This is a genomic window from Thiohalorhabdus denitrificans (genome assembly GCF_001399755.1).
Lineage (GTDB): Bacteria > Pseudomonadota > Gammaproteobacteria > Thiohalorhabdales > Thiohalorhabdaceae > Thiohalorhabdus > Thiohalorhabdus denitrificans.
This window is the reverse complement of record NZ_LJCP01000010.1, coordinates 252587-279435: the sequence shown is the minus strand read 5'-3', so window position 1 is coordinate 279435 and position 26849 is coordinate 252587. Positions and strand designations below refer to the sequence as shown.

Here is a 26849-nt window from a genome sequence, read left to right as displayed (position 1 = left end):
ATCACTCTCCTTCGTGGGGGATGGAGCCGGAGGTGAACAGGCGCCCCCGCAGCTCCTGGTCCATGCGCGGGTCCCGCCGGCGGATCCATTCGAGCACCATCACGGCGTGCTCCTTTTCCTCGTCCCGGTTATGGGCCAGGATCTCCTTGAGCTCGGGATCCGCCGCGGCATCGACCCGCTGGTTGTACCAGTCCACCGCCTCCAGCTCCTCCATCAGGGAAACGATGGCCCGATGGAGGTCCTTGGTCTCGGTGGTCAGGCGATCCTCGGCCTCGTGCCATCCCTCGCTTGCCATGATCGGTTTCCTTTCCGGGTAAGAGCGGTATTTCCCCGGCAATGTAGCAAGGTGGTTCCAAAGACGCACCCGGGACCCAACCCACCGTTTCGGCTACCATGGGACCATGACTGGAATTTTTGCCATGGGCCTAACGGCCCTGCTCATCCTGACGTGGGCGGATTTCCTCCGCGCCCGGGAGCGGGCGGTCCGCATCGCAGAGATCACCTGCCGCCGGCAGGAGGCGAAGCTACTCGACGACACCGTGGAGCTTCGCCGCCTGGGGACGGGCCGCGACGAGCGGGGCCGGCTCCGCTTGCGGCGCCATTACGCCTTCGAGCTGACCCGGGATGGCCGCACCCGGGAGCGGGGCCACCTTATCCTCCTCGCCGGCCGAACCGAATCCGTCCGTCTGGAGGATCAGACGGGCCGGAACATATTTGAGGACCCGGCGGGGCACCAGGGGTAGACCCGGCCCGCGAGCCGTGGGGCCCGGGCGGTTGTCCAATTCGGTGGAAGGCACACCGTGCCGGCCCCAGCGCCTTGCCGGAGCGGAAGGGTCCACAGAGGCCGAACCCGGTACGGCAGCCCATGGGCCCTGGCCGGCCCGAACCGCGGCAAGGGGCCGCAAGGAGCCTGTCATGTCCGTCCGGTACATCGCCTGCGTGCTTGCCGGCCTGATTCTGGCCGGGTGCGCTTCCAGCATCCCGGAGCCCATCCGCGATCCGGAGGACGGCGGTCCGAGCCTGGCGGCGGTGCGGGCCGACCCCGAAACCCATCTGGGCAAGACGGTGCGCTGGGGCGGCCAGATCGTCGAGGTGGAGAACCTCCCCGAGCACACCGAGATGCAGGTGGTGGCCAAGCCGTTGGAATACGACGCCCGCCCCGCGGGCCATGACCGCAGCGAAGGCCGCTTCCTGGTCCGGTTCCCGGGCTTCCTGGACCCCGCGGTCTATGCCCCCGGTCGCCAGATCACGGTTACCGGCACCATCGAAGAGATGGTGACCCGGGACATCGGGGAATACGCGTACCGCCAGCCCCTGGTGGAAGGAGAAGGGAGCTATCTCTGGGCCCGGGAGGAGGATCGCCCGCGCCCCTATCGGGACCCCTGGTACGATCCGTGGTACGACCCCTGGTACCGATACCACGACCCTTGGTACCCCTACCCCCATCCCTACTATCCGTACTGGTAGCCACCATGCGCACCTTCCGCCGCGGCCTCTTTGCGACCCTCTGGATCCTGGCGCTGGCAGCCTGCGCCAGCACCCCGCGCTTCCCCGTGGATGAGGGGGTCGTAGAGGTGACCCCCCGGGAGGCCAAACGGGACATGCCCTCTCTGGAAGGATCCCAGGTGCTCTGGGGCGGGGTCATTGTCAACGCTACCAACCTGGAGGAACGGACCCGTCTGGAGATCCTGGCCTATCCCCTGGATGGCCGCCAAAAGCCCGACGTGGAAGCCGATCCCCAGGGCCGGTTCCTGGCCGAGGCGGAGGGCTACCTGGAGACTGCCGACTACACGCCGGGACGCCGGGTTACCGTTTCCGGAACCCTGAAGGGGACCCGCAAGGGCCGCATCGGCGAGGCCGAGTACACCTACCCGGTGGTGGCGGTGGAGGACAAGGAGCTCTGGGCCGAGGACCGCCGCTCCCCCGCCGGTCCGCGCTTCCATTTCGGGATCGGCGTGATCTTCGGGGGCTGACACCGGAGGGTCTATGCACCGCCCACGCCCCTCTTCCCCGCCCGATCGGGAGGTTACCCCGGAGGAGATCCACCGGGGCCGTCGCCGTTTCCTGCGCCAGGGGGCGGCCGGCGCCCTGGGGATCCTGGCCGGCCCGGCCCTTTGGACCGCGGCCTCCACCCGCGCTGGCGTCCGGATCGAGGATCCCGAGCCCGGACCCTTCAGCACGGCGGAGGAGCCCACCCCCCGCGAGCAGGCCACTACCTACAACAATTTCTACGAGCTCGGCACTTCCAAATCCGACCCGGCCCGCCTCGCCGACCGTCTCCCCACCGAACCCTGGTCCGTGGAGATCGCCGGCGAGGTGGCCCGGCCCGGGCGGCTGGCCCTGGAAGACCTGTTGCGCCCCCATACCCTGGAGGAGCGGATCTACCGCCTGCGCTGCGTGGAAGGCTGGTCCATGGTCATCCCCTGGGTGGGCTTCCCCCTTGCCGACCTCCTAAAGCGCTTCGAGCCCACTTCCGCGGCCCGTTACGTGGAATTCACCGCCATCCACGATCTGGAGCGCCTCCCGGGCCAGCGCCGGGAGGTTCTGGATTGGCCCTACGTGGAAGGCCTGCGCCTGGATGAAGCCCTCCATCCCCTGACCATCCTGGCGGTGGGCATGTACGGGCGGGCCCTTCCCAACCAGAACGGCGCGCCCCTGCGCCTGGTGGTTCCCTGGAAGTACGGCTTCAAGAGCATCAAGTCCATCGTCCGCATCCGCCTCACCCGGGAGGAGCCCCTGACCAGCTGGCACCAGGCGGCCCCCGCGGAATACGGCTTCTACGCCAACGTAAACCCCAACGTCCCCCATCCCCGCTGGAGCCAGGCCCACGAGCGCCGCATCGGCGAGTTCCTCCGGCGGGACACCGAGATGTTCAACGGCTACGCCGAGGAGGTGGCCCACCTATACAAGGGCATGGACCTGCGGGAGCGATACTGAGGCGCCCGGGAGAAACGCCTCGCCCTGACTGTTAGAATCGGCGCCATGCTCGAACTGGCCAACATCACCCTGCGACGCGGCCCCCGGGAGCTGCTCCGGGACGTCAGCCTCTCCATCCACCCCGGCCAGAAGGTGGGGGTGGTCGGCGCCAACGGCACGGGAAAGACCAGCCTCTTCTCCCTGGTGCGCGGCGAACTGGAGCCGGACACCGGTTCGGTGAGCCTCCCCCGCCACTGGCGCATCGCCTGGATGGCTCAGGAGGTTCCCGGCCTCTCCCAGGCCGCCATCGACTACGTCCTGGACGGCGACGAGGACCTGCGCGCCACCGAGGCGGCCCTCGCCGAGGCGGAGGTTGCCGGGGACGGGGTGCGCCTGGGGGAGCTGCATGCCCACCTCCACGCCATCGACGGCTACACCGCCCGCTCCCGGGCCGCCCGGCTGCTCCACGGCCTGGGATTCTCCTCCGCCGAGGAAAACGCCCCTGTGGCGGCCTTCTCCGGCGGCTGGCGCATGCGCCTGAACCTAGCCCGGACCCTGATGGCCCGGGCCGAGCTCCTGCTCCTGGACGAGCCCACCAACCATCTGGACCTGGATGCGGTCCTGCGCCTCCAGGATTGGCTGGCGGCCTATCCCGGGACCCTGCTGCTCATCTCCCACGACCGGGACTTCCTCGACGCGGTGGTGGACCGGGTGGTCCACTTCCAGCGGGGCACCCTCAAGCTTTACCCCGGCAACTACTCGGACTTCGAGGTTCGCTACGCGGAGGAGAAGGCCCAACAGCAGGCCGCCTACGAGAAGCAGCAGAAGGAAGTGGCGCGCATCCAGCGCTTCGTGGACCGTTTCCGCGCCCAGGCCTCCAAGGCGCGGCAGGCCCAGAGCCGCATCAAGGCCCTGGAGCGCATGCAGCAGGTATCGGCCGCCCACGCCGAGGACCCCTTCCAGTTCGGCTTCCCGGAGCCGGCCAGGCTGCCCACCCCCCTTCTCGGCCTCAAGGACCTGCGCGCCGGTTACGACAGCGAGCCCGTCCTCCGGAAGGTCAGCCTGGAGCTCCATCCGGGGGACCGCATCGGCCTCTTGGGTCCCAACGGCGCCGGCAAGTCCACCCTCATCCAGGTCCTGGCGGGGCGCCTCCAGCCGCAAGGCGGCCTGCGCGACCCCGCCCAGGGGCTCCAGGTGGGTTATTTCGCCCAGCACCAGGTGGATCACCTGGACCCGGAGGCGAGCCCCATGCTCCATCTGCAACGCCTGGACCCCGAGGCCCAGCCCCAAAACCTGCGAGACTTCCTGGGCGGCTTCGGGTTCCGGGGCGATTCCGCCCTCGAACCGACGGCGCCGCTGTCCGGCGGGGAGAAGGCCCGGCTCGCCCTGGCCCTGCTGGTGTACCGCCGCCCCAACCTCCTGCTCATGGACGAGCCCACCAACCATCTCGACCTCGAGATGCGCCACGCCCTCACCCTGGCCCTGCAGGAATTTCCGGGCGCACTGGTGACCGTCTCCCACGATCGCCACCTCCTGCGCTCGGTGACCGACCGGCTGTGGCTAGTGGACTCCGGGACCGTGCAGGCCTTCGACGGGGACCTGGAGGATTATCGGCGGTGGCTCCTGGAGCGCAGCGAGGGACCGGCCGAGCCCGCCGGGCCGGGACAGCCTGCCAAGGATCGGGACCGCCGGCGTGCCGCCGCCGAGCGCCGCAAGGAGCTGAAGCCCTTGCGCGACGAGATCCTGCGTTGGGAGAAGGAGGTGGACCGCCTCAACCGACGCAAGCAGGAGCTGGACCAGGCCCTGGCCAATCCGGGCCTCTACGGCGACGGGGAGAAGGACCGGCTGCAGGAGCTGCTCCAGGAGCAGGGCCAGGTGGATAAGGCCCTGACCGAAGCCGAGGAGGCCTGGCTGGAGGCGAGCGAGCGCCTGGAGGCCTCGGACGGCTGACCCCTCTGCACGGTTTTCCCGACCCTTCAGGTCTGGATTTCCCCGGTACGGGGATGGTAGCGTTCCCCGCCTCCCTCCCCCCTTCTCCATGGAGGCCGTCCCATGTCCCGGCTTGGAACCAGCGTCACCCTAACCGCCGACCCCGGCCAGGAAAGCCGCCTCGCCGGGCACCTCCAGGAGATCCAGGGGGTGAACCTCGACTTCGAGGAGCTGGACGTGGGCGATTTCGTCCTCGACGGCGAGACCGTTGTGGACTACAAGTCGGGCACCGACTTCATCCTGGCGGTGGTGGACAAGGCGGTCTTCGACACGGCCAACCGCATGAAGGCCCACTACCGCCGCCCCATGTTCCTGCTGGAGGGGGACTTTTTCACGGCCCGCTTCCACCAGACCCCCTTCGATGTCCACTGGGCCATCGGCTACCTTACGGGCACCCTCGAAATCCCGGTGCTCTATAGCCCGAGCCCCAAGGACTCCGCCATGCTCCTGTACGCGCTGGCGGTGGAGACCCAGCACCAGGTACCCGAGGACGATCGGCCGCTGCGCCCCAACCAGCCGGAGACCCGCCGCGAGGCCATCCGCTTTCTGGTGGAGGGCCTCCCCGGCGTTGACCCGGAACTGGCCCGGGCCCTGCTCCGCCATTTCGGCACCGCCCGGGCGGTCTTTCAGGCTTCCAAAGAAGAGCTCCAGGAGGTTGAGGGTGTACGCGAGAAGGTGGCGAATCGGATCAGCGACGTGCTCGACAGCAAGAAGGGCCGGTAGCCCATCGGATCCCCCACCTCCCCGCTAGGGACAGGGTCGGGAAGAGCGGCCCCGCTCCCGATGCGCCTACCGGCTCCGGCAGGATATACTGGCCACCCGCCAAACGGACCACGGGAGTAGCGATCATGGCTCAGCAACGCCCCGTCTATCCGGGGATCCACCAGGACCAGTACGGCGGCATGACCGACGCCGGGCGCATCATCCGGGACGCCTGGGTGTTCGGGATCCTTCCCGAGACGGAGACCTGCGAGGGGTGGGATTACGGCCGGCTGGAACAGCTCCACGCCCAGGTCCTTGAGGCCTGGGAGCCCTATGGCCACCTGGTGAGCAACCTGCCCGACGATCTCCGGCAACGCCACGAGCGCATCTACGACGAAGCGGTTCGCCAGGCACGCGCCGCCGGCTGGCATCCGGACCCCTCCGGGGACGACTGAGGCCGGCCGCGGGGGCGTGGCCCCGCGCCTCCCTATTCCCCGCCGGCGCTCCGCCAGCCCTCCCCCGCCGGAACCCCTCCTTCCAGGAACCAAGGGGCGGGCCGCCCCAGGTGGAAGCCCTGGCCCATGCCCACCCCCAGCTCCTCCAGGATCTCGGCGATCCGCCCGCTTTCCACGAACTCGCCCACGCTCTCGATCCCCAGGCTCGCGGTCAGGTCGCTCATGGCCTGGACGAAGCGCCGGTCGAACTCGTCCCGGTCCAGGGCCCGGACGAAGCTGCCGTCGATCTTGACCATGTCCACGGGCAGGTTCTTGAGGTAGTGGAAGGAGGAGAAGCCCACCCCGAAGTCGTCCAGGGCCACCCGGCAGCCCCGCTCCCGCAGGCTGTGGATGAACTGGCGGGCGCGGGTGAGGTTCTCCACGGCGGCGGTCTCGGTCACCTCGAAGGTCAGCGCCTGGGGATCCGCACCATGGCGCTCGATGGCGGAATTCATGAGCTCCAGGATGTCCGAGCGGCCCAGATGGCGCCCGGAGAGGTTGACCGCCAGCTTCACCGGCCGGCCCACCTGGCGGGATTCCCCCTGGACCCGGATGGCGTTCTCCAGGACCCAGCGGTCGATCTCCCCGATCATCCCGAACCGTTCGGCCGTATCGAGGAAGGCCCCGGGCCCGACCAGCTCGCCATCCTCCCCCTCCATGCGCAACAGCACCTCGTAGTGGCTGACCGCGCCGCTGCGCAGGTGAATGATGGGCTGGTAATGGAAGCGGAACCGGTCCTCGCGCAGGGCCCGCCGGATGCGGTCCTCCCATTTGATCTTGGCCCGCATGCGGCCGATGGCCTCGGCGCCCTCGTGGTAGTGGTGCAGGCGGTCCCGGCCCTCCTCCTTGGCGGTACCGAGGGCCACGTCCGCCCGCGCCAAGAGGTCGTCGGCCCGGACGCCGTTACGGGGGAAGAACACCATGCCCATGCTCGCGGTGGCCGCCGAGAGGTATTCCCCCGATTCCAACAAGGGCTGCGCCAAGCGGGCACGGAGGGCCCCGGCCAGCTCCTCCATCTCCTCGGGGGTGGCCTTGGGGCGAATGATGCCGAACTCGTCGCCGCCCAGCCGCCCGACCACGTCCACCTCGCTGATGGTGTCCTGTAGGGCGGAAGCCACCGCGTGCAGGTAGTGGTCCCCGGTGCGGTGGCCCAGCGTGTCGTTGATGTACTTGAAGCGGTCGATACCGAGCACCAGCAGCGCGCCGTCATGGCCGTAGCTCTGGGCGTAGGTCACGTTGCGCTCCAGCTCCTCCTGGAAGCGCCCCCGGTTGAACAGACCCGTGAGCGGATCGTGGTCGGCCAGGTAGATTATGCGCTCGGCGGAGTGCTTCTCCTTGGTGACGTCAAGGAGGAGGCCGCGCAGGATCAACCCGCCGTCCTCGTCCCGGTCCACGGCGTTGATGGCCCGCACCCAGACCGCGTGGCCGTCCCGGTGAAGCATGCGGAAGTCCAGGCTGAAGGACCCCGGGGCGTCCAGGTGGCCGGACACCCCGGCCAAGAAGGTCTCCCGGTCCTCCGGGTGGACATGCTCCTCCCAGAAGCCGGGCTGGAACCAGCGGGTGACGGGATACCCGAGGAGGTTCCCGGCCTCCTGGCTGACGTAGGTGAGCTGGAGCGTGTTGGGGTCGCCCTCCACCACCACCGCCTCCACCCCGTCCAGGAGGGTGCGGAAGTGACGCGCCTGACGCTCCAGGGCCCGGTTCTTCTCCTCCAGCTCCCGGCGGGCGCCGGTCAGGCTGGCCGCCATGTCGTTGAAGGAGCGCGCCACCGGGGCGAAGTCGTCCTGGCCCTTCACCGGGATCCGGTGGGAGTATTCGCCCTGGGCGAGCGCCCGGGCCCCGGCCTCGAGGCGCCGGAGATTGCGCGTGAAGGAGAGGCCCAGGATCAGGGTCGCCAGGATGGTCAGGACGATCTCAACGCCGCCGATCAGGGCGTTCTGCAGCTTGGCCTGGCTGGTGAAGGCCCGGCCGGGGGCCAGGGAATGGCCGGTAAGCAGCGTGCCGAGGCGCTCGCCTTCGCCCCGAATCGCGCTGGATGCGTCGTAGACACCCTCCGGCCCGGCCTCGCTGGGCCGCGCATCCTCCCGGAGCTCCTCGGGGGGATTGCCCAGAGAGGCCACCACCCGGCCCTCGCGGTCCAGGACCCGGACGTATTCCAGGTTGGCTCCCTCGGAAAGCCGCTCCAGGACCGCCTGTACCCGGGGGGGATCGGAGGCCGCCAGGGCCGGGGCCACGGATTGGCCCAGGAGGTCGTTGACCTGATCGGCCGACGACTCGATCAGCTGGTCGTGGCTGCTGTTGAGGATCCGCACCGAGTTCCAGACCAGCGCGGACAGGGCCACCACCTCGATGACCAGGATGGAGAGGATGAACAGGGTCGAGCGGCGGACCCCCGTTCCTTCCCGGGGGCTCACCATGCACGACCTCCCCCGGGAACGGCCCGCACGCCTCCACCGCCGTCACTCCATGTCTCCATCGGATCCCCCCTTTTTACCGGATCCCAGCTATCCCTCGCGCCCACCGGATTCCCCCACCTTCCGCGCCAGGGGACGGAACTGCAGCCCATAGAACATTTCCAGGTAGCGCCGGGTCTCATCACGCTCCAGGTTGGTGACGTACTTCCAGAAGCCGTAGATGCGGGACAGGGTCATCATCCGCTCGGCGTACAGTTCCCAGGTGTACCGGGCACGCACCCGCTCCACCGCGGCCCGGGAGACCCGCTCCCAGTGCCCGGGATCGGCGGCGCAGCGCTCGAGGAAGTCCGCCATGGTCTCCGCCGATTGGTCCCCGTGGTTGGGGTTGATGTGGAAGCCCGACACCCCGTCCTCGATGATCTCCAGCGGCCCCCCGTAGGAGGTGGCGAAGGTGGGCAGACCGGAGGTCATGGCCTCGATCACCGTGAGGCCGAAGGCCTCGAACAGGGCCGGCTGCACGAAGGCCCCGCGGCGATCGGCGATGAAGCGGTACAACTCCCCCGCCAGGTTCTTGTCCAGGTGGGTGCCCAGCCAGCGCACCTCGCCGTCCAGGCGGTAGGTGTCCATGAGCCCGTGCATGCGCTCGATCTGTGCCCGCTCCTCCCAGTTCACCGACTTCCCCGCATCCACGTGGCCGGCGATCACCAGAAGGTTGGCCCCCTTGCGGAGCCGGGGGCTCGCCCCGAACCATTCCACCAGCCCGGTGATGTTCTTGATGCGATCAAGCCGGGCCAGGGTAAACAGTACCGGCTTGTCGGGGTCCAGGAAGCGGCCGCGGGCATCGGAGCGCTCCCCGCCGTAGACCAGGTCCGCGATCTCCTCGTGGAGGCCCGTGAGACGCCGCCCCTCCTCCGTATACGGGAAGTACACCTCCGGGTCGGCGCCTGGCGAGACGATGTTGAACTTTGGATCGTAGATGTCCATGCCGTTCAGGACGCGGTACAAACCGGGCATGGTAAACGATTCATAACTTTCGTACTGCCCCATGGTCTCGGCATCCCCGGCGATCTCCTGGTAGGTGGAGGTTATGATGAAATCCGCCGCGTTCATGCCGATCAGGTCCGCCGTGAACTGGGCCGAGAAATGGTACTCCCCCTCGTTGTCGGCCCAGAACAGGTCCGAATAGAGGTGCTTGGCCTTCTCCAGGGCGTGGGCGATGTTGCACTGGGTCACGTGGAGACGCTGCGCCAGCAGGGTGGCCACGAGGTTGCCGTCGGAATAGTTACCGATGACCAGATCGGGGCGCCCGCCGAGGTCGGCGAGGAGCTCCTTCTCCGCTTCCACCGTGAAGCGCTCCAGGTAGGGCCACACCTCGAAGCGGGAGATCCAATGCGGCACCACCTCGCCCTGTTCGGTGCGGAACGGCACCCGCAGGATGTGGGTATACTTGGTCCCCAGCACGTGCTCGCGGTGCTGGTCGCAGGTGGTGCCCTCCGCCTCGGGAATAAGCCGGGTGAGGATGCGGATCTTGGGCTCGATGTCCAGGCCCTGCTCCCAGATGCGTTGCCGCATCTCCGACTCCAGGGCCCGGACCTGGTCAAGAATGTAGACCACTTGCCCCCCGGTATCCGGCTTACCGAGGACGTTGGACTGGCCGAAGAAGCCGTGGGGAGAGATTACCGCCAGGCTGAAGATCATGGGGATGCGGCCCAGGAACCGCTCCAGGGTGGCGGGCTCCGGGGCCTCCAGGATGTCGGAGAGCAGGTGAAGGGTATCGCGGATGCGGGCGACCTCCCGGCCCCAACCCGGCTCGAAGCCGAGCTCCCGGAGATGGGGCTCCACCTCGCTCCAGGGGGCGCGCTGGTCGGCCCGGGCCAGGTAGACCTCGGCGTAGCGCAGCGCGGAGCGCAGCTCGTCGAGGCTCTGGATACCCCCGTTCAGCATCAACTGCTGGCCGCGGTACTGGTGGAGGCGCAGGAAGCGCAGCAGGCTCTGGTCCCCCCCGTTCAGGCTCTGGAAGAGCTGGCTGGAGAGGCGCCGGTTGAGGAACTCTACCCCGCGGCCGATGGAGCGCGTTTCCTGCAGCTTGGGGAACTCGCGGGAGAAGGGTCCCAGGTCCACCTCCAGGGTCCAGTCCTCCTCGGGGTCCCGCCGGGTCACCTGGCGCTCCTTGAACTTGAGGAACTCCGACACGGAGATGGGCTCGAACTCTACTTCCTCCACGTGGAAGCGCAGGTACTCCCAGGTGGCGATGGAGGGACGGATGGAGAAACAGATCCAGGGGGCCTCCAGCACCGCCTCCTGAGCGACGGCGATTAGGCAGCCCAGGGGGGTGTTCTCCATACCCGGTACCGTTTCCTCGGAGAACCGCAGCAGCTCGTCCCAGAGGTCCGAATGCAGCAGCAAGGAACGGTCCAGGCTCAGGTAATGCCGCAGGAGCAGGTAGACGTCCTCCCGCTGCTCGTGCAGATATTGGGGAAGCGCCTCCACCGCAGGTTTTCTTCCGAGCCAGGAATTCACCGTTCACCCACCTTTGCGCCCACGTGGCGCCGTGACAGCCCAGATGGACAGATTGCCACCCCGTCCGGACTGGCTCCAAACCCGTTTCCTTTTTCCAGCCTGCACCATTTCAGGCCGGACAGGGAATTCTTTGCTGGTTACCGAGGTTACGCCGTGCTCAGAATCGTCACCCTACTGCTTTTCGGACTGACCCCCGCCCTGGCCGGGGCGGCCGACCTGGAGGCCACCGCCCGTCAATTCGAGCATCCCGATCGCTACCGGGTGCTGTTCAGCCGCCTCATCGACCGCGGCGTCTCCCCGGAACGCATCCAGGCCCTGTTCAGCTCGCAAAAGGCGGCCCGTCGCGATGAAAAGGCCGTCCGGCTGCGCACGGACATCTCCGAGATCCCTAAGCACAAGGAGCGGGAGCGCCAGGCCAACAAGCGTTACGTCTACGAGGCCAACCTGCTGGTGGAGAGCTTCCGGGAGCATGCCTCCGTGTACGAGCGGATGGAAAAGGAATACGGCATCCGCAAGGAGATCATCGGGGCCATCCTCTTGAAGGAGAGCGCCCTGGGCCGCTACGACGCCTTCGATCACGACGCCTTCACCGTATTCAACAGCCTTCTCGACGGACTGACCGTGGGCCCGGACGCTCCACGCCGGCTGCAGCGCCGCGTCCCGCGCCTCCTGGACATGGCCGAAGAGCAGCTGGTGGCCCTGGTCCTCTACGCCCAGCGCCAGGGGATCTCCCTCGCCGAAACCTCCGTCCCGGCGAGCTACGCCGGGGCGGTGGGCATCCCCCAGTTCCTGCCGTCCAACCTGGACCACGCCGTAAGTGCCGGGGAGGGCCCGCCGGACCTCTCCCGGCTCCCCGACGCTATCCTCTCCGCGGCCAACCTGCTCCGGAACAAATTCGGCTGGCCGGACCGGATGCTGGACTTCCAGCGCCTGGAGAATCTCGATGAGATCGTCGAGGCTTGGCTGGACTTCGACGAGGGCAATGCCAGCTTCGCCGCCGCCAGCAATGCCGACGGCCAGCGACTGCGGCGCTTCGACAAGGTGCGCTCGGATATCCCCAATATCAATTACGTGGCAACCTATGTCCGTGCGATCATGCGCTACAACTATTCGTCGGACTACGCCCTGGGGGTGCTACAGATCGCCAACCGGGCCCATCGGCTCCAGGAAGAGGCCCGGGAGGGATAACCGGACCGTCCCCGTTGTCTGCCCTAATATAGAGGGCCAAGGGCTCAACCCGGGAATCGGAGAGAGGAGCGCACCATGAGCGAGCGGAACGATTCCATGGAACCAGCCAAAGTATCCTGCGAAGTGTGCATGGCGGAGGTTCCCCATGACGACGCCAAGAGCATGGAGGGCAGCGACTACGTGCTCTACTTCTGCGGGCTGGATTGCTACGACCGCTGGGCGGACGAGGCCAAGGAGGAGGAATCCGGCGAATGACGCCCGCCGGCCGGGGAGCATGGCGGACCGGGCTCGTACTGGTCTGCGCCCTCGGCTCTCCTCCGGTGCTCGGGGACACCGATTCCACGCACGACCATCGCATCCAGCTGGAAGTCCAGCCGGACACCCACCGGGTCCGCGGTGTCGATCGCTTCCGGTGGTCGGGGAGTGGCCCCCTCGCCTTCCGGCTGCATCCCGATCTGGAAGTGGAGTCCGTGACGGTGAACGGCTCGCCGCACGAGGGATCCCGTACGAGCGGGGAGTCCGCCCGATGGCAAAGCAGCCGGGCCCTGGAGCCGGGCCGCCATGCGGTGGAGGTCCGCTATTCAGGGACCCTGCCCGGGGAGGCTCGGCCCGGGGGCGGCGGCCAGGGCCCGGGCTTCGGCCCGCGCGTCACCCCGGAGGGAGTCTACCTCGGGGGAGGCTTCTGGTATCCCCGCACCGGGCAGGACCTCCACACCTACCGCCTTACCGTTACCGCCCCGCGGGAGCTCCGGCTTACCGCACCCGGCCACCGGACGGACGAGACCACAGAGGGGGATACCCGTACCGTCCGCTTCCGGATGGGACAGCCCGCCGAGGGGGCGGTGCTGGTTGGGGGTCCGCACCGGTTCCGGCGGGATACCACCGAAGACGGGATCGCGGTGGCCACCTCCTTGCCGCCCGATCTGGAGGAGCTCGCCGACCCCTTCCTGGCGGCCACCGCCGGCCACCTGCAACGCTTCCAGGAGCGCTACGGACCGTATCCCCACACCGGGTTCACGGTGGTCAGCAGCCCATGGCCGGCCGGCTTCGGCTTCCCCGGCATCGCCTACCTGGGGCGCCGGATCCTCCCCATGGGCTTCATCCGCGAGCAGTCCCTGCCCCATGAGATCCTGCACAGCTGGTGGGGCAACGGCGTCTACGTGGACCCCGCCAGCGGCAACTGGGCGGAAGGGCTGACCACCTATGGCGCCGATTACCGCCTCCGGGCCCGGGACTCCAAGGAAGCGGCCCGGGAATTGCGGCTCCGCTGGCTGCAGGACTACGCCAGCTACCATCGCGGCGAACCCGCCCCGGCCCTGCGCGATTTCCAGGCGCGGGTGGACCAGGCCTCCCGCACCCGGGGATACAACAAGGCCGCCTTCCTCTGGATCATGCTGCGGGACCGGCTGGGCGACGCCCCTTTCGACGCGGCCCTGCGGCGCTTCCTCCGCCAGCACAAATACCAGCGTGCCTCGTGGGCGGACCTCCAGCGCGCCTTCGAGCAGGCCGGCGAGCAGGATCTGGACGCCTTCTTCCGGGCCTGGCTCGACCGTCCCGGGGCGCCGCGCCCCCGCATCGCGGGCCTTCGCTCCGAAGGCGGGGAGCTGGAGCTGACCCTGGCCCAGGAGGAGCCGCCCTACCCGCTGCGTCTTCCCGTGCACATCCACCGGGCGGACGGCACCGTCCGTAAGGAAACGGTGTCCCTCACCCGTGCGGAGCAGAGCTTCCGTTGGACCGTTCCCGGACCCGCCGTCACCCGGGTGGCCGTGGACCCCGATTACCGGGTCTTCCGGTCCCTGTCCGCGTCGGAGGTTCCCCCGCGGCTGTCGGCCGTCATGGCCTCCGAAGGCGGCGGGCTCCGCCTACCGGCCCAATCTCGGGGCAAGGAATGGGAGGCTGCTCTAAGCGCCCTGGCCCGCGCCTTGTGGCCGGAGGACTCCCGGGTGGAGGATGGGGAGAAGGGGGGAGCCTCCATCCGCGTGGTTCCCCCGGGGGAGCTGCCCGCCGCGTGGGAGGCCGTGGACGGGCGCCGACCCCTGCCCGATTTCCCGGCGGAGGCCACCACCATGGTGCTGGTGGGGCGCGAGGATCCGCAGGCCTCCCCCACCCTGCTGATCGCCGCTGATTCTCCGGGGGACCTGAAGGCCCTCGCCCGAGCGCTGTCCCATTACGGCAGCTACGGGTGGCTGGCCTTCCGGAACGGCCGCAACGTGGCCAAGGGCCGCTGGCCCGTTCCCGACAAACCCCTGACGCGCACCCTGGATGGGGCCAAGGACTCATCGGGGGATCCGGGTTGATCCCCTAGGGGTCCGTCCGTATTTGCCTCGACCTTTGGACCCATATACTCCTTCCCCAGGAAGTCCCAAGTACTCCTTTTCCCGTCCGTCAGGTACCCCGATACATGCCCGGAACCCGCTATCGCCTCGAAGTGCAGCCGCGCCTCCCCGAAAGCCTCTGCCGCCTCGGGGAGCTGGCCAATGACCTGAAATACACCTGGGATCGCCGGATCCGGGGACTCTTCTACCAGCTCGACCACGTGCTCTGGGAGGAGTGCAGCCACAACCCCAAGGTCTTCCTTCGCCGGGTCAGCCAGAACCGCCTGGAGCAGGCGGCCCGCGACCGGGTCTTCCTGGAGGAGTACAACCGGGTCCTCTCCAGCTTCGACAGCTACTACAAGGAGCCCATGCGACCCGAGCTCCAGGAACACCTGAACCAGGACAAGGACCTGGTGGCCTACTTCTGCGCGGAGTTCGGCTTCCACGAGAGCATGCCCCTGTACTCCGGGGGCCTGGGCATCCTGGCCGGCGATCTGGTCAAGGCGGCCAGCGACATGCACCTGCCCATGGTGGCGGTGGGCATCCTCTACCGCCAGGGCTACTTCGTGCAGACGGTGGATGCCGAAGGCAACCAGGTGGCCCACTACAACCCCACCGACTTCGATGACCTGCCCATCGAGCCGGTGCGGGACGAGGACGGCGAGGAGGTCCGGGTTCCGCTCCCCTTCCCCGGCCGGGAGGCGTGGGTGCGGATCTGGAGGGCCCGCCTTGGCCATGTGGCGGTCTACCTCCTGGACACGGACCTCCCTGACAACGCCGAGCAGGACCGGGCCATCACCTACCAGCTGTACGGCGGCGACGCCACCGTGCGGATCCAGCAGGAGATCGTGCTGGGCATCGGGGGCGTCCGCGCGCTGCGCGCCCTGGGCCTACGCCCAACCGTGTGGCATGTCAACGAGGGCCACGCCGCCTTCCAGGCCCTGGAGCGCTGCCGCGAATACGTCGCCCAGGGCCAGGACCTGGACACCGCCCTGGAGCGGACGGCCAACGCCACAGTGTTCACCACCCACACCCCGGTCTCCGCCGGCCACGACATCTTCTCGCCCGACCTCATGGGCACCTATTTCGGCCCCTACGCCGAAGAGGAGCTGGGAACGGGCATGGAGTGGCTTCTGGCGCTGGGCCAGGATGCCTCCCAGGACGGCGGCTTCAACATGACCGCCCTCGCCATGCGCACCTCCCGGTACCAGAACGGGGTCAGCCGCATTCACGGCCGGGTGGCCTCCGAGATGGAGGGCTACATCTGGCCGGAGATCCCCCGGGGGGAGAATCCCATCGGGTACGTCACCAACGGGGTCCACGTACCCACCTTCCTGGCCCGCGAGTGGGTCAGCTTCTTCGACCTCCACTTCGGCGGCCAATGGCGCAGCGAGCTGCTCAACGAGGGCTTCTGGGAGGGCATCGACCGCATCCAGGACCACAGCTTCTGGAGCGTGCGCCACTCTCTGAAGGCCGAGCTGTTCGCCGAGGCCCGCCAGCGGCTCATCCACCAGCACCGCCGTAACGGCGCCACCCAGGCCCAGATCGAGCGGCTCACCGAGCAGCTCCACCCGGACCGCACCGACGTGCTCACCATCGGCTTCGCCCGGCGCTTCGCCACCTACAAGCGGGCCACCCTGCTGTTCACCGACCCCGACCGCCTGGCCCGGCTGGTCAACGACGCCCGCCGGCCCGTGCTCTTCCTGTTCGCCGGCAAGGCCCACCCCAGCGATCAGCCCGGCCAGCACCTCATCCGGGTCATCCACGAGTTCTCCCGCCGGCCCGAGTTCGAGGGCAAGATCGTGCTCCTGGAGGGCTACGACATGGCCCTGGCGCGCAAGCTGGTTACCGGGGTGGACGTCTGGCTCAACACCCCGGAGTATCCCAAGGAAGCGAGCGGCACCTCGGGTCAGAAGGCGGGCATCAACGGCGGTCTGAACCTGTCGGTGCTCGACGGCTGGTGGGGGGAGGGCTACAACGGCGAGAACGGCTGGGCCATCACCCCCCACGACCCGGAGATGAGCAGCGACTACCGCAACCGGGAGGAGGCCAAGGAGCTCCTGGAGCTCCTGGAGGACCAGGTGGTCCCCAAGTACTACCGGCGCAACGGCCATGGGTACAGCGAGGAATGGGTGCGGATGTCCAAGAACGCCATCAAGTCCCAGATTCCCCGCTTCAACGCCCAGCGCATGCTTATGGACTACGTGCGCGACTTCTACGGGCCGGCGAGCCGGCAGCAGCGACGGTTGGCGCGAGCCGGGGGCGAACCGGCCCAAGACCTGGCCCGCTGGAAACGCCGCGTCGATCAGGCCTGGGATCAGGTGCGCGTGGAACGTCTGGACGACGTCCGGGAGGAGCTGACGAGTGGGGACAGTCTGCCCATCACCGTGGCGGTGCAGCTGAACGGGCTGTCCCCGGAGGACGTCCGGGTGGAATGCCTGGTGGGCCGCGCCGACGACCTGGGCGACTTCGAAGCCCGCGAGCGCCATGGGCTGGTGCCCCTGGAGGAGCCGGGACCGGACGGGGCCACCCTGTTCCATCTGGCCCTGGAGCCCACCCTGCCGGGGCTCCAGTACTACAAGTTGCGCATGTACCCCTACCACCCCGCCCTGGCCCATCTCCATGAGACCGGGCACATGCGCTGGCTGTAAGAAGGGAACTGCGCCGGACCGGGACAACCAAAGGCGGCCTCCCCACCCCTTTATGCATGCGTCCCTGCTGGGGGAAGTTGGGGAGGCCGCAGCCCGTTGCTGTCACTTTTAAGCGACATCCCCGATTTGTCAATACCCTTTCCGGGGACAGCCTCCTACAACCGGTCGTACAGGGCATTGAGCTCGCGTAACCGGCCGGCGAGCCCCGTTGGGGCCCATTCCCACCGGAACCGCCATTGCCAGTTTCCCTCCACCGTGGCCGGCTGGTTCATGCGGTGCCGCCCATCCAGGGCCAAAAGGTCCTGCATTGGCAGGACGGCGGTACTGGCCACCGAGGCCAGGGCGGCGCGGATCAGCGGCCAGGGCATGGATTCACCGGGGTGGCCCAGGTAATCCCGAACCTCTTCCCGGACATCTTCTTGGATGTCCTCCTCCCACCAACCGAGTGTGGTGTTATTGTCGTGGGTCCCGGTATAGACCACGAAATCCGGCCGGTGATGGTGGGGCAGGTAGGGGTTCTCCGCCCCGCCGCCGAAGGCGAACTGTAGGATCTTCATCCCGGGCAGACCGAAGGCCTCGCGCAGCGCGTCAACGTCCTCGGTGATCACCCCCAGGTCCTCGGCCACCAGCGGCAGGTCTCCCAGGGCCTTTCGCAGAGCCCGGAACAGCTCCTCCCCCGGTCCGGGGACCCAGCGGCCCTCCGTAGCCGCCTGTCCCTCCGGGACCTCCCAGAAGGCCGCGAACCCCCGAAAATGGTCGATCCGCACCCAGTCGAACAGCTCCAGTTGGGTGCGCATCCGCTCGATCCACCAGCCGTAACCGTCCGCCGCCAGACGCTCCCAGCGGTAATGGGGGTTCCCCCAGTACTGCCCCGTCTCGGAGAAGTAGTCCGGGGGAACTCCGGCCACGGTGGCCGTCCGGCCCTCGGCGTCCAGGTCAAAGTACTCGCGGTGCGCCCACACCTCGGCGCTGTCGTGGGCCACGAAGATGGGCAGGTCGCCGAACAGGGCGATTCCCCGCTCGTTGGCGTACCCTTTCAGGTCCCGCCACTGCTCGAAGAAGCGCCATTGCACGAACCGGTGGAACGCGACCTCCCCGGCCCGCTCCCTCCGGGCCTCGGCGAGGGCCGCCTCCTCCCGGTCACGCAGCGGCCGGGGCCATTCCCACCAGGGCCGCGGGCTGCCCGCGCGCAGGGCCATGAACAGGGCGAAATCCTCCAGCCAGTGAGCCTGCTCCCGGCAGAATGCCGCCAGGGCCTCCCGCTCCGCGGCGTGGGCCCGCTCCTCGAAGCCGGCGTGGGCCCGCTGCAGGGCCTCCCAGCGATAGGCGGACGGATCGGCCCCGGCGGGTAGCTCCGGGGGCGCCTCGATCCAACCCCGTTCGCGGAGCGGCTCCAGGGCCACCAGCAGAGGGTTGCCGGCGTGGGCGGACAGGCACTGGTAGGGGGAGCCGTCCTCGTGGGTGGGGCCCAGCGGCAGGGTCTGCCAGAGGGAAAAGCCCGCCTCGGCCAGGAAATCCGCGAACCGGTAGGCCTCGGTGCCGAGGTCCCCGTTACCGGCCCCGCCGGGCAGGGAGGTGGGGTGCAGCAGCACGCCGCTTCGCCGGTGGGCTCCGGGGCCGCTCAGGGCTGCCATGGGGTATCCTTCCGACTCCGGGTGCTAATCGGCGGCGCGGCCGGGACGCATGACCCCGCCGTGGGCGGGCTGTCCGCTGCCGTGGGCGAAGGAGTGGGCCAGGTACTCGGGAGGCGTCTCCCCCAACCGGCGGTAGAGGCGGCTCAGGTGCAGCCGGAAGAGCCGCTCGAAGTCCCGCACCACCTCCGCCGGGTTGTAGTCCCCAAACCACCAGAACCAGTCGGATCCCTCGCAGGTCGCGAGCTGCTGGGTGGCCTCCCGCACGGCGTCGCCGTCAAGCCGGCCCTCCGCCACGCATCGGTCGTAGGCCTCCTTGGCCTCCACCAGCATCTCCCAGCCCCGGTTCTTGTCCTTGTCGCCGATCCAGGTGGACAGCGTCCCGTAGACCCAGCTTCCCGCCACCAGGCGGTCCAGCCGGTTCGCCCGCACCCCCCCGTCCAGGGCCCCCCGGAAGGTGGTCAGCTGGATCCCAGGGTGCTCCGCCAGACGGCTGTAGAGGCCGGAGAGGAAATAGTAGCCGTTCTCCGGGTAGTGCTCCCAGGCGTTCTCCCCGTCGAGGATGATGGGTACCAGGGGCTCGGGGTGGTCCGCCGTGGCCTCCGCGATCCCCTCCAGGCGGTAAATCAGGTCCTCCACGGCGTCATCGGCGTGCCAGTCCGAATACTGGAAGCCGATCAGGTCGGACAGCTCGTCGTCGCGGAAAAAGCAGGCCGTTTCGGACTGCTGGATGCGATAGGGGTAGCAGAGGTTGGTGGCGGGATCGGCGCCGTACTTCCCGTAGGCCTCCCCCAGGCTGTGGCCGAGCACGCCCTCCCCCGTGGCCGCCCAGGCGAAGCCAAGCTCGCCCAGCAGCCGGAGGGTGCCGGCGGAAACCGCCCCCTCCGAGGGCCAGCATCCTTCCGGGGTGAGCCCGAAATGCCGGCGGAAGGTTTCGATCCCTTCGCGGAGGTGCCATCGGGCCCGCTCGCTGCCGCCGGGATAGCCGTCCTTTTCGGGGAGGGGGCTGTCGGGAAGGGCCTCCCGGGCGGACTGAAAGTCCAGAAGCAGAGGGACGATGGGGTGGGCGTAGGGGGTCACCGAGAGCTCGACCTGGCCGTTCTTGGCCAGGCGCCGGTAGCGCTCCGGGACCGATTCGATCAGCTCCCCGATGATGGACAGCAGGTGCCGGCGGTCCTCCACGGTGAACCCCGCGGCCTTTTCCTGCAGACCCCGGATGCGGGGATCCTCGCGGCGGACCGTCTCCCCCATCCACGCCAGGTGGTACCAGGTCAGGAGATCGGCGATGAACTGGTCGTCGATGTACAGCAGGGCCTCGGGGTCCTCCTCCAGCCATTCGGCCATGTCCACGAGCCGCCGGAAGGCCGGAAAGCGCTCGACCAGGTTCTCCCGGTTGGCCCGGGTGCAGTCCCGGATCAGGCCGAGGCGCTCTTCGCTTCCCGCCGGCGGGACCGGGCTGTCCAGGGCCGCCAGCAGGGGATCGTGGATGGGCGCCCCTTCCCGGAGGTGGGCCCGGATCTGCTCGGCGTAGCCCGCCAGCTGTTCCAGGAGGATGGGGGCGAAATTGACCACCGCCCGGGCCCCGGGGACCGCCTCGAGGTGGGCGGCCATGTCCACGTAGTCCTTGATGGCGTGCAGATAGGTCCAGGGGAGCTGATAGCTCCCGGACTCGGGGTCCAGGTATTGCGGCTGGTGCATGTGCCAGCACAGGACCACCTTCAGGGGCCGTTCATCGGACATGATGCAGTTCCATCCCCAGCATTTCCGGCGTGACCAGGACCACTCCCCCGGGGGTCACGTCGAAGCGCTCGGCGTCGATCTCCGGGTCCTCGCCGATAACCATCCCCTCGGGGATACGGCAGCCACGGTCCACCACCGCCCGCTTCACCACGGCCCCCGCTCCCACCTCGACGTCCGGAAGGATCACGGAATCCTTCACGTAGGCCCGGGCGTGCACGTACACGTTGGAGAACAGCAGGGAATGGCGCACCACCCCCCCGGAGATGATGCAGCCCCCCGAGACCATGGAGTCCACGGCCATGCCGCGGCGGTCCTCGTCGTCGAATATGAACTTGGCCGGCGGCAGCTGCTCCTGATAGGTCCAGATGGGCCAGTCCTGGTCGTACAGGTTCAGCTCCGGGGTGACCCCGATGAGCTCCAGGTTGGCGGACCAGAAGGCGTCGATGGTGCCCACGTCCCGCCAGTACGCCTGCCCCCCCGTCTCCGTATCGCGGAAGGGATAGGCCATCACCTGGTGGGTCTCGATAACGCGCGGGATGATGTCCTTGCCGAAATCGTGGGCCGAGTAGGTGTCGTCGGCGTCCTGGATCAGCTGCTCGTACAGGAACTGGGTGTTGAAGACGTAGACCCCCATGGAGGCCAACGCCACGTCCTCGCGGCCGGGGACCGGATCCGGCTCCTCGGGCTTCTCGGTGAACCGCTCCACCCGCCCCGACTCGTCGGTGGCCATGACCCCGTAGGCCTTGGCCGTCTCCCGCGGCACCTCGAGGCAGGCCACGGTCATGTCCGCCCCGCTTTCCACGTGCCGGGCGATCATGGCGCCGTAGTCCATCTTGTAGATGTGGTCCCCGGCCAGGATCAGGACGAATTGCGGATTGTGTCCGCGGATAATGTCCAGATTCTGATAGACGGCGTCCGCGGTTCCCTGATACCAAGAAGTGGTGATCCGTTGCTGCGCGGGGAGCAGCTCGACGAACTCGTTGAACTCCCCCCGGAGGAAGTTCCAGCCCTTCTGCACGTGGCGGATCAGCGAATGCGCCTTGTACTGGGTGAGGACGCCCACGCGCCGGATTCCCGAGTTCATGCAATTGGACAGGGGGAAATCGATGATGCGGAACTTCCCGCCGAAGGGCGTGGCCGGCTTGGCCCGCCACAGGGTCAGGCGGCCCAGCCGGGAGCCGCGGCCCCCGGCCATGATGAGGGCCAGGGTTTCCTTGGTGAGCCGGCTGACGAACCGGGGGTTTTCGGGCGGTTCCCGGAGGGGATCGGTGGCGCGCTGGTGATCGTTCATGGTGCTCCCGCGGGCGGTCCCTGGCCCAGGCGGCCAAAAGGTGCGTTACAGTGGGCCTGTAGTCCCACTTAACCATTGTCCGCTTCGGCCGTCCAAGGCCCCTTGCGCCCACACTTCCGCAACCCGATGACAGGTCGGCCATGCCCCAGGATTCCTCCGCCCTCGATCCCGCCTTCCGCGAGCTGATGGAGGCCCGCCATTCGGATCCCTTCGCCGTGCTCGGCCGCCACCGGGAAGGCCCGGAGGAGGTGGTCCGCGCCCTGCTCCCCGGGGCCCGCCAAGTGCTTCTGGAGGACAGCGGCGAGGAGCTGCACCGGATCCCCGAGACCGACCTCTTCGAGCTCCGCAACCCCGCCTCCCACCTGCCCGCACACCACCGGTTGCGCTGGATCGATTCCGAAGGCGGGGAGCACGGCCTGGTGGACCCCTACACCTTCGGGCCCCGGATCGCCGACTTCGACCTGCACCTGTTCGCCGAGGGCCGTCACTGGCACGCCCAACGTTTCCTTGGGGCGCATGTCCATGAGGCCGACGGCGTGGAGGGCGTGCTCTTCGCCGTCTGGGCGCCCAACGCGGAGCGGGTGAGCGTGGTGGGCGATTTCAACCAGTGGGACGGTCGGCGCCATCCCATGCGGGCCCGCGGGGACAGCGGCGTATGGGAGCTGTTCCTCCCCGGCCTGCAGCCGGGGGCGTTGTACAAGTTCGAAATCCGCAGCGGCCCCACCGGGGAGGTCTTGCTCAAGGCCGATCCCTATGGCCGCCGCTTCGAGCTGCGCCCCGGCACCGCCGGGATCGTCGAGCCCCCCTCGGAGCACGCCTGGGGAGACGAAGACTGGATGCGGGACCGGGCCGAGCGGGACTGGCTGCAGGTACCCCTGGCCACCTATGAGGTGCACCTGGGCTCCTGGGCGCGGGCCGCCGACGGTTCCTTCCTGGACTACCGGGAGCTGGCCCACCGCCTGGTGGACTACGTCCTCCAAACCGGCTTCACCCACGTGGAGTTGATGCCCGTGGCCGAGCACCCCCTGGACGCCTCCTGGGGCTATCAGTCCACCGGCTTCTACGCCCCTACCAGCCGGTTCGGCGATCCGGACGGCTTCCGCTACTTCGTGGACTACTGCCACCGCCACGGCATCGGCGTGCTCCTGGACTGGGTGCCGGGCCATTTCCCCAAGGACGCCCACGCCCTGGCCCGGTTCGACGGCACGGCCCTGTACGAGCACGAGGATCCTCGCCGGGGCGAGCACCGCGACTGGGGGACCCTGATCTTCAACTACGGCCGTCCCGAGGTCCGCAACTTTCTCCTTTCCTCCGCCCTCTTCTGGCTGGAGGAATACCACGTGGACGGCCTGCGGGTGGACGCGGTGGCCTCCATGCTCTACCTCGACTACTCCCGCGGGGCCGAGGATTGGGTGCCCAACATCTACGGCGGGCGGGAGAACCTGGAGGCCATCGATTTCCTGCGGGAGGTCAACCGGGTCCTCCACGAGCGCCATCCCGGGGCGCTGGTGATCGCCGAGGAATCCACCTCCTGGCCCCAGGTGACCCGCCCCCCCTACGTGGGCGGCCTGGGCTTCTCCATGAAGTGGAACATGGGGTGGATGCACGACACCCTGGAATACATGGCGCTGGATCCCATCTTCCGCCACTACCACCACGACCACCTCACCTTCGGCCTGGTCTACGCCTTCACGGAGAACTTCGTGCTCCCCTTCAGCCACGATGAGGTCGTGCACGGTAAGGGCGCCATGATCGCCAAGATGCCCGGCGACGAGTGGCAGAAGTTCGCCAACCTGCGCCTCCTGTACGCCTACATGTACGCCTATCCGGGCAAGAAGCTGCTGTTTATGGGCAACGAGTTCGGGCAGTGGGAGGAATGGAGCGAGGAGGGGGCGCTCAGCTGGGAGGTGCTGCAGTACGGTGCTCACGAAGGGCTGCGGTCCCTGGTGGCGGACCTCAACCGCCTCCACCGGGAGGAGCCGGCCCTGCACGGCCAGGACTTCCAGGAACAGGGCTTCGAGTGGATCGACTGCCACGACGCCGACCAGTCGACCCTGTCCTTCCTGCGCCGGGACGGCGACCGCCTGGTGGTGGGGGCCTTCAACTTCACCCCGGTACCGCGGGAAGGCTTCCGGCTGGGGGTGCCCCGCGGCGGACCCTACCGGGAACTGCTGAGCTCCGATTCCGCCTTCTACGGCGGCTCGGACGTGGGCAACGGCGGGGGCGTAACCGCGGTGGAGGAGCCCTGGATGGGCCGGCCGTACTCCCTCACGCTGACCCTCCCCCCTCTCGGGGCGGTGCTCCTGCGTCCCGCGGATCTGGACTAGGTCGGCGGAGGGTCAGCCACTCCCATGCTCAGGATCCTTTTCGTAACCAGCGAGGTGCACCCCTTCGTCAAGACTGGGGGCCTGGCGGACGTGTCCGCCAGCCTGCCCCACGCCTTGCACGAGCTCGGCCACGACGTCCGGGTCCTGGTGCCCGGCTACGCCGACGCCCTGCGCCGGGCCGGGAACCTGCCGGTGGTGGAAGCCTGGCGCGGCCTGCCGGGGGGCCCGAAGGCCCGTCTGCGGGCCGCCCGCCTGCCCGACAGCGGCGTGCCGGTCTGGATGCTGGACACCCCGGGGTTCAGCGATCGCCCCGGCAACCCCTACCTGGCCCCCGACGGCGAGCCCCATCCCGACAACGCCGACCGGTTCCACCGGCTTGCCCGGGCCGCGGCGGGGATCGCCGGGGATCGGGCGGGCCTGGACTGGCGGCCCGACGTGGTGCACTGCAACGACTGGCAGACCGGCCTGGTCCCCGTGCGCATGCTCCTGGAGCGTATCCCCGCCGCCGCGGTCTTCACCATCCACAACCTCGCCTACCAGGGCCTGTTCCCCCACGCCACCTTCCAGGGGCTCGGCCTTCCCCCCTGGCTCTGGCACCCGGAGGCTTTGGAGTTCCACGGCCACCTGTCCTTCATGAAGGGCGGGGCCGTGTTCGCCGATCGCCTGACCACCGTCTCCCCCTCCTACGCCCGGGAGATCCATACCGCCGAGCACGGCTGGGGGCTGCAGGGCCTGTTCCGCCAACGCGCCGCGGACCTCACCGGCATCCTTAACGGCATCGATCACCGCGCCTGGGATCCGACCACCGACCCCTACCTCCCCGCCCACTTCTCCGGCGAGGACCTCGCCGGCAAGCGGGACGTCAAGGCCGCGCTCCAGGGGGAGCTTGGCCTGGAGGCCGACCCCGAGGCGCCCCTGCTCGGGGTGGTATCCCGCCTCGCGGATCAGAAGGGCATCGACCTGCTCCTCGGGGCGGCGCGGGGCATTCTAGCCAGGGGGGCGCAGCTCGCCGTAGTGGGAACCGGGGACCGCTACTACGAGACCGCCCTGCGGCGACTCGCCGAGTACAACCCCGGCAAGGTGGGGATCCATCTGGGATTCTCCGAGGCCCTGGCCCACCGCGTGGAGGCGGGGGCCGACCTGCTCCTCATGCCCTCCCGATTCGAGCCCTGCGGCCTCAACCAGCTCTATGCCCTGCGCTACGGGACGGTTCCCGTGGTGCGCGCGGTGGGCGGGCTGGCCGATTCGGTGGTGGACGCCACCTCCGACGCCCTGGCTGCCGGACGGGCTACGGGAATCGCCTTCAGCGGGGATACGGCCGCCGCCCTGACGGCCGCGGTGGACCGGGCCCTGAAGCTCTACCGGGACGGACCCCGATGGCGACGCATGCAGGCCGCGGGCATGGAGCAGGACTTCACCTGGGAACGCAGCGCCGCCGAGTACGTGGAGGTGTACCGGACGGCCCTGGAGGCGCCCGTCCCCACCTAGCCGCTGTGACCGCCGGCGCTCCCCTCCTCCGGCTCGTCCAGCGGAACGCTCAGGGTTTGCTCCGCGTCCTCCCGGCGGATCCGCAGCCGCAAGCTGCCGCCCCACTGCTGCTGCCGGACGGCGTAGATCAGCATGGTGGTGTCCTCCACCTCCCCGCCGTTCACGGCCAGGATGCGGTCGCCGGCCCGGAGGCCGGCCGTATCCGCGGGGGAGTCCTCCTGCACATCCTTGACGGCAACGCCCTCCCCTTCCTCCTCAGCGTCCAGGAGCGCCCCGATGCGGACCGGATCCGAGGCCCGGTCCGGGTCCATGGGCCAGGCGTAGTCCGCGTCCCCGCGCAGCGGCGGGTCCTCGTTCCCGGGATCGTAGGGCACCACCGTGCGCACCTCCAGATCCGCATCCCGGGCCTGCAGCTGATGGGGGATGCCGTATCCCCCCTGGAGATGGCCCTTGCCGGCGATCCCCACGACCACCGCCTCCGGGTGATCCCGCTGGCCGTCGAGGAGACCACCTGCCATGGCGGCGTCCCACGCGGTCTGTGCCTCAATGAACTCCCGGGCCCCATGTCCGGATTCGTGCTCCCCCAGGCTTTCGCGCAGGGCATCCCGGTATTCCTCGGCCGGGTCCGCCACCTCCCCAATGCGGCGGCGCTGCTCCTCCCCCAGCGCATCCAGCCCCTCGCGAGCCACCCGGGAAATCCACTCCCGCGGGACATTGATGCCGAGCAGGGGCGCCCGGTGCATACGGACCATCTCCAGGATGTCGCGATAGAGGCCCGGATCGATGCTCCATCCCTGGAACCAGCGCACCTCCTGCAGGAAATCGGTAAAGGAGGCCGTCTTCCCCCGCCACCAGGCGTCCAGGACGTCCTGTCGGGTGGAGGGGAAGGATTCCATCCCCACCACCACGGGCCCCCGGCCGAGCAGCGCGGCGATAACGGCCTCCTGGAGGCGGTGGTGGGCCCGGCTGTCGTGCTCCTCGCCCACCAGCACCACATCCGCCCGGGACAGGTCGTCGATCATGTCGGCAAAGGGAACCTGGTCCCCGCTGGCCGGTCGAAAAATCTGGCCTTCGTTCCATTCCGGATCGCTGGCGAAAGAAGGCGCGGCGTGGAGAAGGGCCAGGATCCACAGGACGGCCCAAAGGGGGCCTCGGTCTGTTATTCTGCGCATGAAACGCCCCA

Annotated in this window: 20 protein-coding genes; 13 read left to right on the top strand and 7 right to left on the bottom strand. The window is 68.8% G+C overall.

Going from position 1 to position 26849, the window contains the following annotated elements; translation table 11 throughout:
* Position 1: 1 nt before the first annotated feature.
* The gene (locus AN478_RS07960) at positions 2–295 is read right to left on the bottom strand and encodes an encapsulin-associated ferritin-like protein (RefSeq protein WP_054966084.1); all 294 of its coding nucleotides are present in this window, start codon (positions 293–295) and stop codon (positions 2–4) included.
* Positions 296–419: 124 nt separating this feature from the next.
* On the opposite strand from AN478_RS07960, the gene AN478_RS07955 reads away from it, so the two are divergent.
* The 7 genes from AN478_RS07955 to AN478_RS07925 all read left to right on the top strand — a co-directional run bounded on the left by AN478_RS07955 (position 420) and on the right by AN478_RS07925 (position 6062).
* Entirely contained in the window at positions 420–743 is a 324-nt protein-coding gene (locus AN478_RS07955) for a DUF3301 domain-containing protein (protein WP_054966083.1), read from the top strand.
* Positions 744–915: 172 nt separating this feature from the next.
* The gene (locus tag AN478_RS07950; RefSeq protein WP_054966082.1) at positions 916–1467 is read left to right on the top strand and encodes a Slp family lipoprotein; all 552 of its coding nucleotides are present in this window, start codon (positions 916–918) and stop codon (positions 1465–1467) included.
* Between the two features lie 5 nt (positions 1468–1472).
* Positions 1473–1973, top strand: coding sequence for a Slp family lipoprotein (locus tag AN478_RS07945; RefSeq protein WP_054966081.1), 501 nt, complete (start codon positions 1473–1475; stop codon positions 1971–1973).
* Between the two features lie 13 nt (positions 1974–1986).
* Positions 1987–2937 (top strand): protein-methionine-sulfoxide reductase catalytic subunit MsrP, encoded by a 951-nt coding sequence (gene msrP / locus AN478_RS07940; RefSeq protein ID WP_054966080.1) that lies wholly within the window; start codon positions 1987–1989, stop codon positions 2935–2937.
* A 45-nt stretch (positions 2938–2982) separates the two neighbouring features.
* Complete coding sequence (locus tag AN478_RS07935; protein WP_054966079.1) at positions 2983–4866, top strand: ATP-binding cassette domain-containing protein; 1884 nt, start codon at positions 2983–2985, stop codon at positions 4864–4866.
* A 102-nt stretch (positions 4867–4968) separates the two neighbouring features.
* Positions 4969–5628, top strand: a complete 660-nt coding sequence (locus AN478_RS07930) for an ERCC4 domain-containing protein (RefSeq protein ID WP_054966078.1) — start codon at positions 4969–4971, stop codon at positions 5626–5628.
* Positions 5629–5753: 125 nt separating this feature from the next.
* Positions 5754–6062: a hypothetical protein gene (locus AN478_RS07925; RefSeq protein WP_054966077.1), complete on the top strand. Its 309-nt coding sequence runs from the start codon at positions 5754–5756 to the stop codon at positions 6060–6062.
* Between the two features lie 32 nt (positions 6063–6094).
* On the opposite strand, the gene AN478_RS07920 is transcribed toward AN478_RS07925, so the two are convergent.
* Entirely contained in the window at positions 6095–8518 is a 2424-nt protein-coding gene (locus AN478_RS07920) for a putative bifunctional diguanylate cyclase/phosphodiesterase (RefSeq protein WP_054966076.1), read from the bottom strand.
* 87 nt (positions 8519–8605) lie between these two features.
* Positions 8606–11005, bottom strand: coding sequence for a sucrose synthase (locus AN478_RS07915; RefSeq protein ID WP_054966075.1), 2400 nt, complete (start codon positions 11003–11005; stop codon positions 8606–8608).
* Positions 11006–11188: 183 nt separating this feature from the next.
* On the opposite strand from AN478_RS07915, the gene AN478_RS07910 reads away from it, so the two are divergent.
* The 4 genes from AN478_RS07910 (at position 11189) to glgP (ending at position 17189) form a co-directional block, all read left to right on the top strand.
* Positions 11189–12223 carry a lytic murein transglycosylase gene (locus AN478_RS07910; RefSeq protein WP_054966074.1) on the top strand — a complete coding sequence of 345 codons (1035 nt, stop codon included), beginning with the start codon at positions 11189–11191 and terminating at the stop codon, positions 12221–12223.
* A 75-nt stretch (positions 12224–12298) separates the two neighbouring features.
* The gene (locus AN478_RS07905; protein ID WP_054966073.1) at positions 12299–12478 is read left to right on the top strand and encodes a DUF3330 domain-containing protein; all 180 of its coding nucleotides are present in this window, start codon (positions 12299–12301) and stop codon (positions 12476–12478) included.
* A complete protein-coding gene (locus tag AN478_RS07900; RefSeq protein ID WP_054966072.1) occupies positions 12475–14520 on the top strand; it encodes a M1 family metallopeptidase in 2046 nt (681 codons plus the stop codon). Before AN478_RS07905 ends, AN478_RS07900 begins: the two co-directional genes overlap by 4 nt.
* Before the next feature lie 104 nt (positions 14521–14624).
* The gene (gene glgP, locus AN478_RS07895; RefSeq protein ID WP_054966071.1) at positions 14625–17189 is read left to right on the top strand and encodes an alpha-glucan family phosphorylase; all 2565 of its coding nucleotides are present in this window, start codon (positions 14625–14627) and stop codon (positions 17187–17189) included.
* Between the two features lie 155 nt (positions 17190–17344).
* Here the strand turns inward: glgP and malQ are convergent, their stop codons facing one another.
* Genes malQ through glgC form a run of 3 tightly spaced genes read right to left on the bottom strand, consistent with a single transcriptional unit; the run spans position 17345 to position 21851 of the window.
* Positions 17345–18823 carry a 4-alpha-glucanotransferase gene (gene malQ / locus AN478_RS07890; RefSeq protein ID WP_054966070.1) on the bottom strand — a complete coding sequence of 493 codons (1479 nt, stop codon included), beginning with the start codon at positions 18821–18823 and terminating at the stop codon, positions 17345–17347.
* A gap of 24 nt (positions 18824–18847) precedes the next feature.
* Entirely contained in the window at positions 18848–20560 is a 1713-nt protein-coding gene (locus AN478_RS07885) for a glycoside hydrolase family 57 protein (protein WP_054966069.1), read from the bottom strand.
* A complete protein-coding gene (glgC, locus tag AN478_RS07880; RefSeq protein WP_054966068.1) occupies positions 20550–21851 on the bottom strand; it encodes a glucose-1-phosphate adenylyltransferase in 1302 nt (433 codons plus the stop codon). Before glgC ends, AN478_RS07885 begins: the two co-directional genes overlap by 11 nt.
* 140 nt (positions 21852–21991) lie before the next feature.
* On the opposite strand from glgC, the gene glgB reads away from it, so the two are divergent.
* Entirely contained in the window at positions 21992–24178 is a 2187-nt protein-coding gene (gene glgB / locus AN478_RS07875; RefSeq protein ID WP_054966067.1) for a 1,4-alpha-glucan branching protein GlgB, read from the top strand.
* A gap of 24 nt (positions 24179–24202) precedes the next feature.
* Positions 24203–25666, top strand: a complete 1464-nt coding sequence (gene glgA / locus AN478_RS07870) for a glycogen synthase GlgA (RefSeq protein WP_054966066.1) — start codon at positions 24203–24205, stop codon at positions 25664–25666.
* On the opposite strand, the gene AN478_RS07865 is transcribed toward glgA, so the two are convergent.
* Positions 25663–26838 (bottom strand): ChaN family lipoprotein, encoded by a 1176-nt coding sequence (locus AN478_RS07865; protein ID WP_054966065.1) that lies wholly within the window; start codon positions 26836–26838, stop codon positions 25663–25665. The two genes, glgA and AN478_RS07865, sit on opposite strands and share 4 nt — an antisense overlap.
* Positions 26839–26849 lie beyond the last annotated feature (11 nt).

Excerpts from the sequence above, each read along its gene's own strand:
- AN478_RS07960 (WP_054966084.1), bottom strand. The coding sequence starts at position 295 with ATGGCAAGCGAGGGATGGCACGAGGCCGAGGATCGCCTGACCACCGAG.
- AN478_RS07955 (WP_054966083.1), top strand. The coding sequence starts at position 420 with ATGGGCCTAACGGCCCTGCTCATCCTGACGTGGGCGGATTTCCTCCGC.
- AN478_RS07950 (WP_054966082.1), top strand. The coding sequence starts at position 916 with ATGTCCGTCCGGTACATCGCCTGCGTGCTTGCCGGCCTGATTCTGGCC.
- AN478_RS07945 (WP_054966081.1), top strand. The coding sequence starts at position 1,473 with ATGCGCACCTTCCGCCGCGGCCTCTTTGCGACCCTCTGGATCCTGGCG.
- msrP (WP_054966080.1), top strand. The coding sequence starts at position 1,987 with ATGCACCGCCCACGCCCCTCTTCCCCGCCCGATCGGGAGGTTACCCCG.
- AN478_RS07935 (WP_054966079.1), top strand. The coding sequence starts at position 2,983 with ATGCTCGAACTGGCCAACATCACCCTGCGACGCGGCCCCCGGGAGCTG.
- AN478_RS07930 (WP_054966078.1), top strand. The coding sequence starts at position 4,969 with ATGTCCCGGCTTGGAACCAGCGTCACCCTAACCGCCGACCCCGGCCAG.
- AN478_RS07925 (WP_054966077.1), top strand. The coding sequence starts at position 5,754 with ATGGCTCAGCAACGCCCCGTCTATCCGGGGATCCACCAGGACCAGTAC.
- AN478_RS07920 (WP_054966076.1), bottom strand. The coding sequence starts at position 8,518 with ATGGTGAGCCCCCGGGAAGGAACGGGGGTCCGCCGCTCGACCCTGTTC.
- AN478_RS07905 (WP_054966073.1), top strand. The coding sequence starts at position 12,299 with ATGAGCGAGCGGAACGATTCCATGGAACCAGCCAAAGTATCCTGCGAA.
- AN478_RS07900 (WP_054966072.1), top strand. The coding sequence starts at position 12,475 with ATGACGCCCGCCGGCCGGGGAGCATGGCGGACCGGGCTCGTACTGGTC.
- glgP (WP_054966071.1), top strand. The coding sequence starts at position 14,625 with ATGCCCGGAACCCGCTATCGCCTCGAAGTGCAGCCGCGCCTCCCCGAA.
- malQ (WP_054966070.1), bottom strand. The coding sequence starts at position 18,823 with ATGGCAGCCCTGAGCGGCCCCGGAGCCCACCGGCGAAGCGGCGTGCTG.
- AN478_RS07885 (WP_054966069.1), bottom strand. The coding sequence starts at position 20,560 with ATGTCCGATGAACGGCCCCTGAAGGTGGTCCTGTGCTGGCACATGCAC.
- glgC (WP_054966068.1), bottom strand. The coding sequence starts at position 21,851 with ATGAACGATCACCAGCGCGCCACCGATCCCCTCCGGGAACCGCCCGAA.
- glgB (WP_054966067.1), top strand. The coding sequence starts at position 21,992 with ATGCCCCAGGATTCCTCCGCCCTCGATCCCGCCTTCCGCGAGCTGATG.
- glgA (WP_054966066.1), top strand. The coding sequence starts at position 24,203 with ATGCTCAGGATCCTTTTCGTAACCAGCGAGGTGCACCCCTTCGTCAAG.
- AN478_RS07865 (WP_054966065.1), bottom strand. The coding sequence starts at position 26,838 with ATGCGCAGAATAACAGACCGAGGCCCCCTTTGGGCCGTCCTGTGGATC.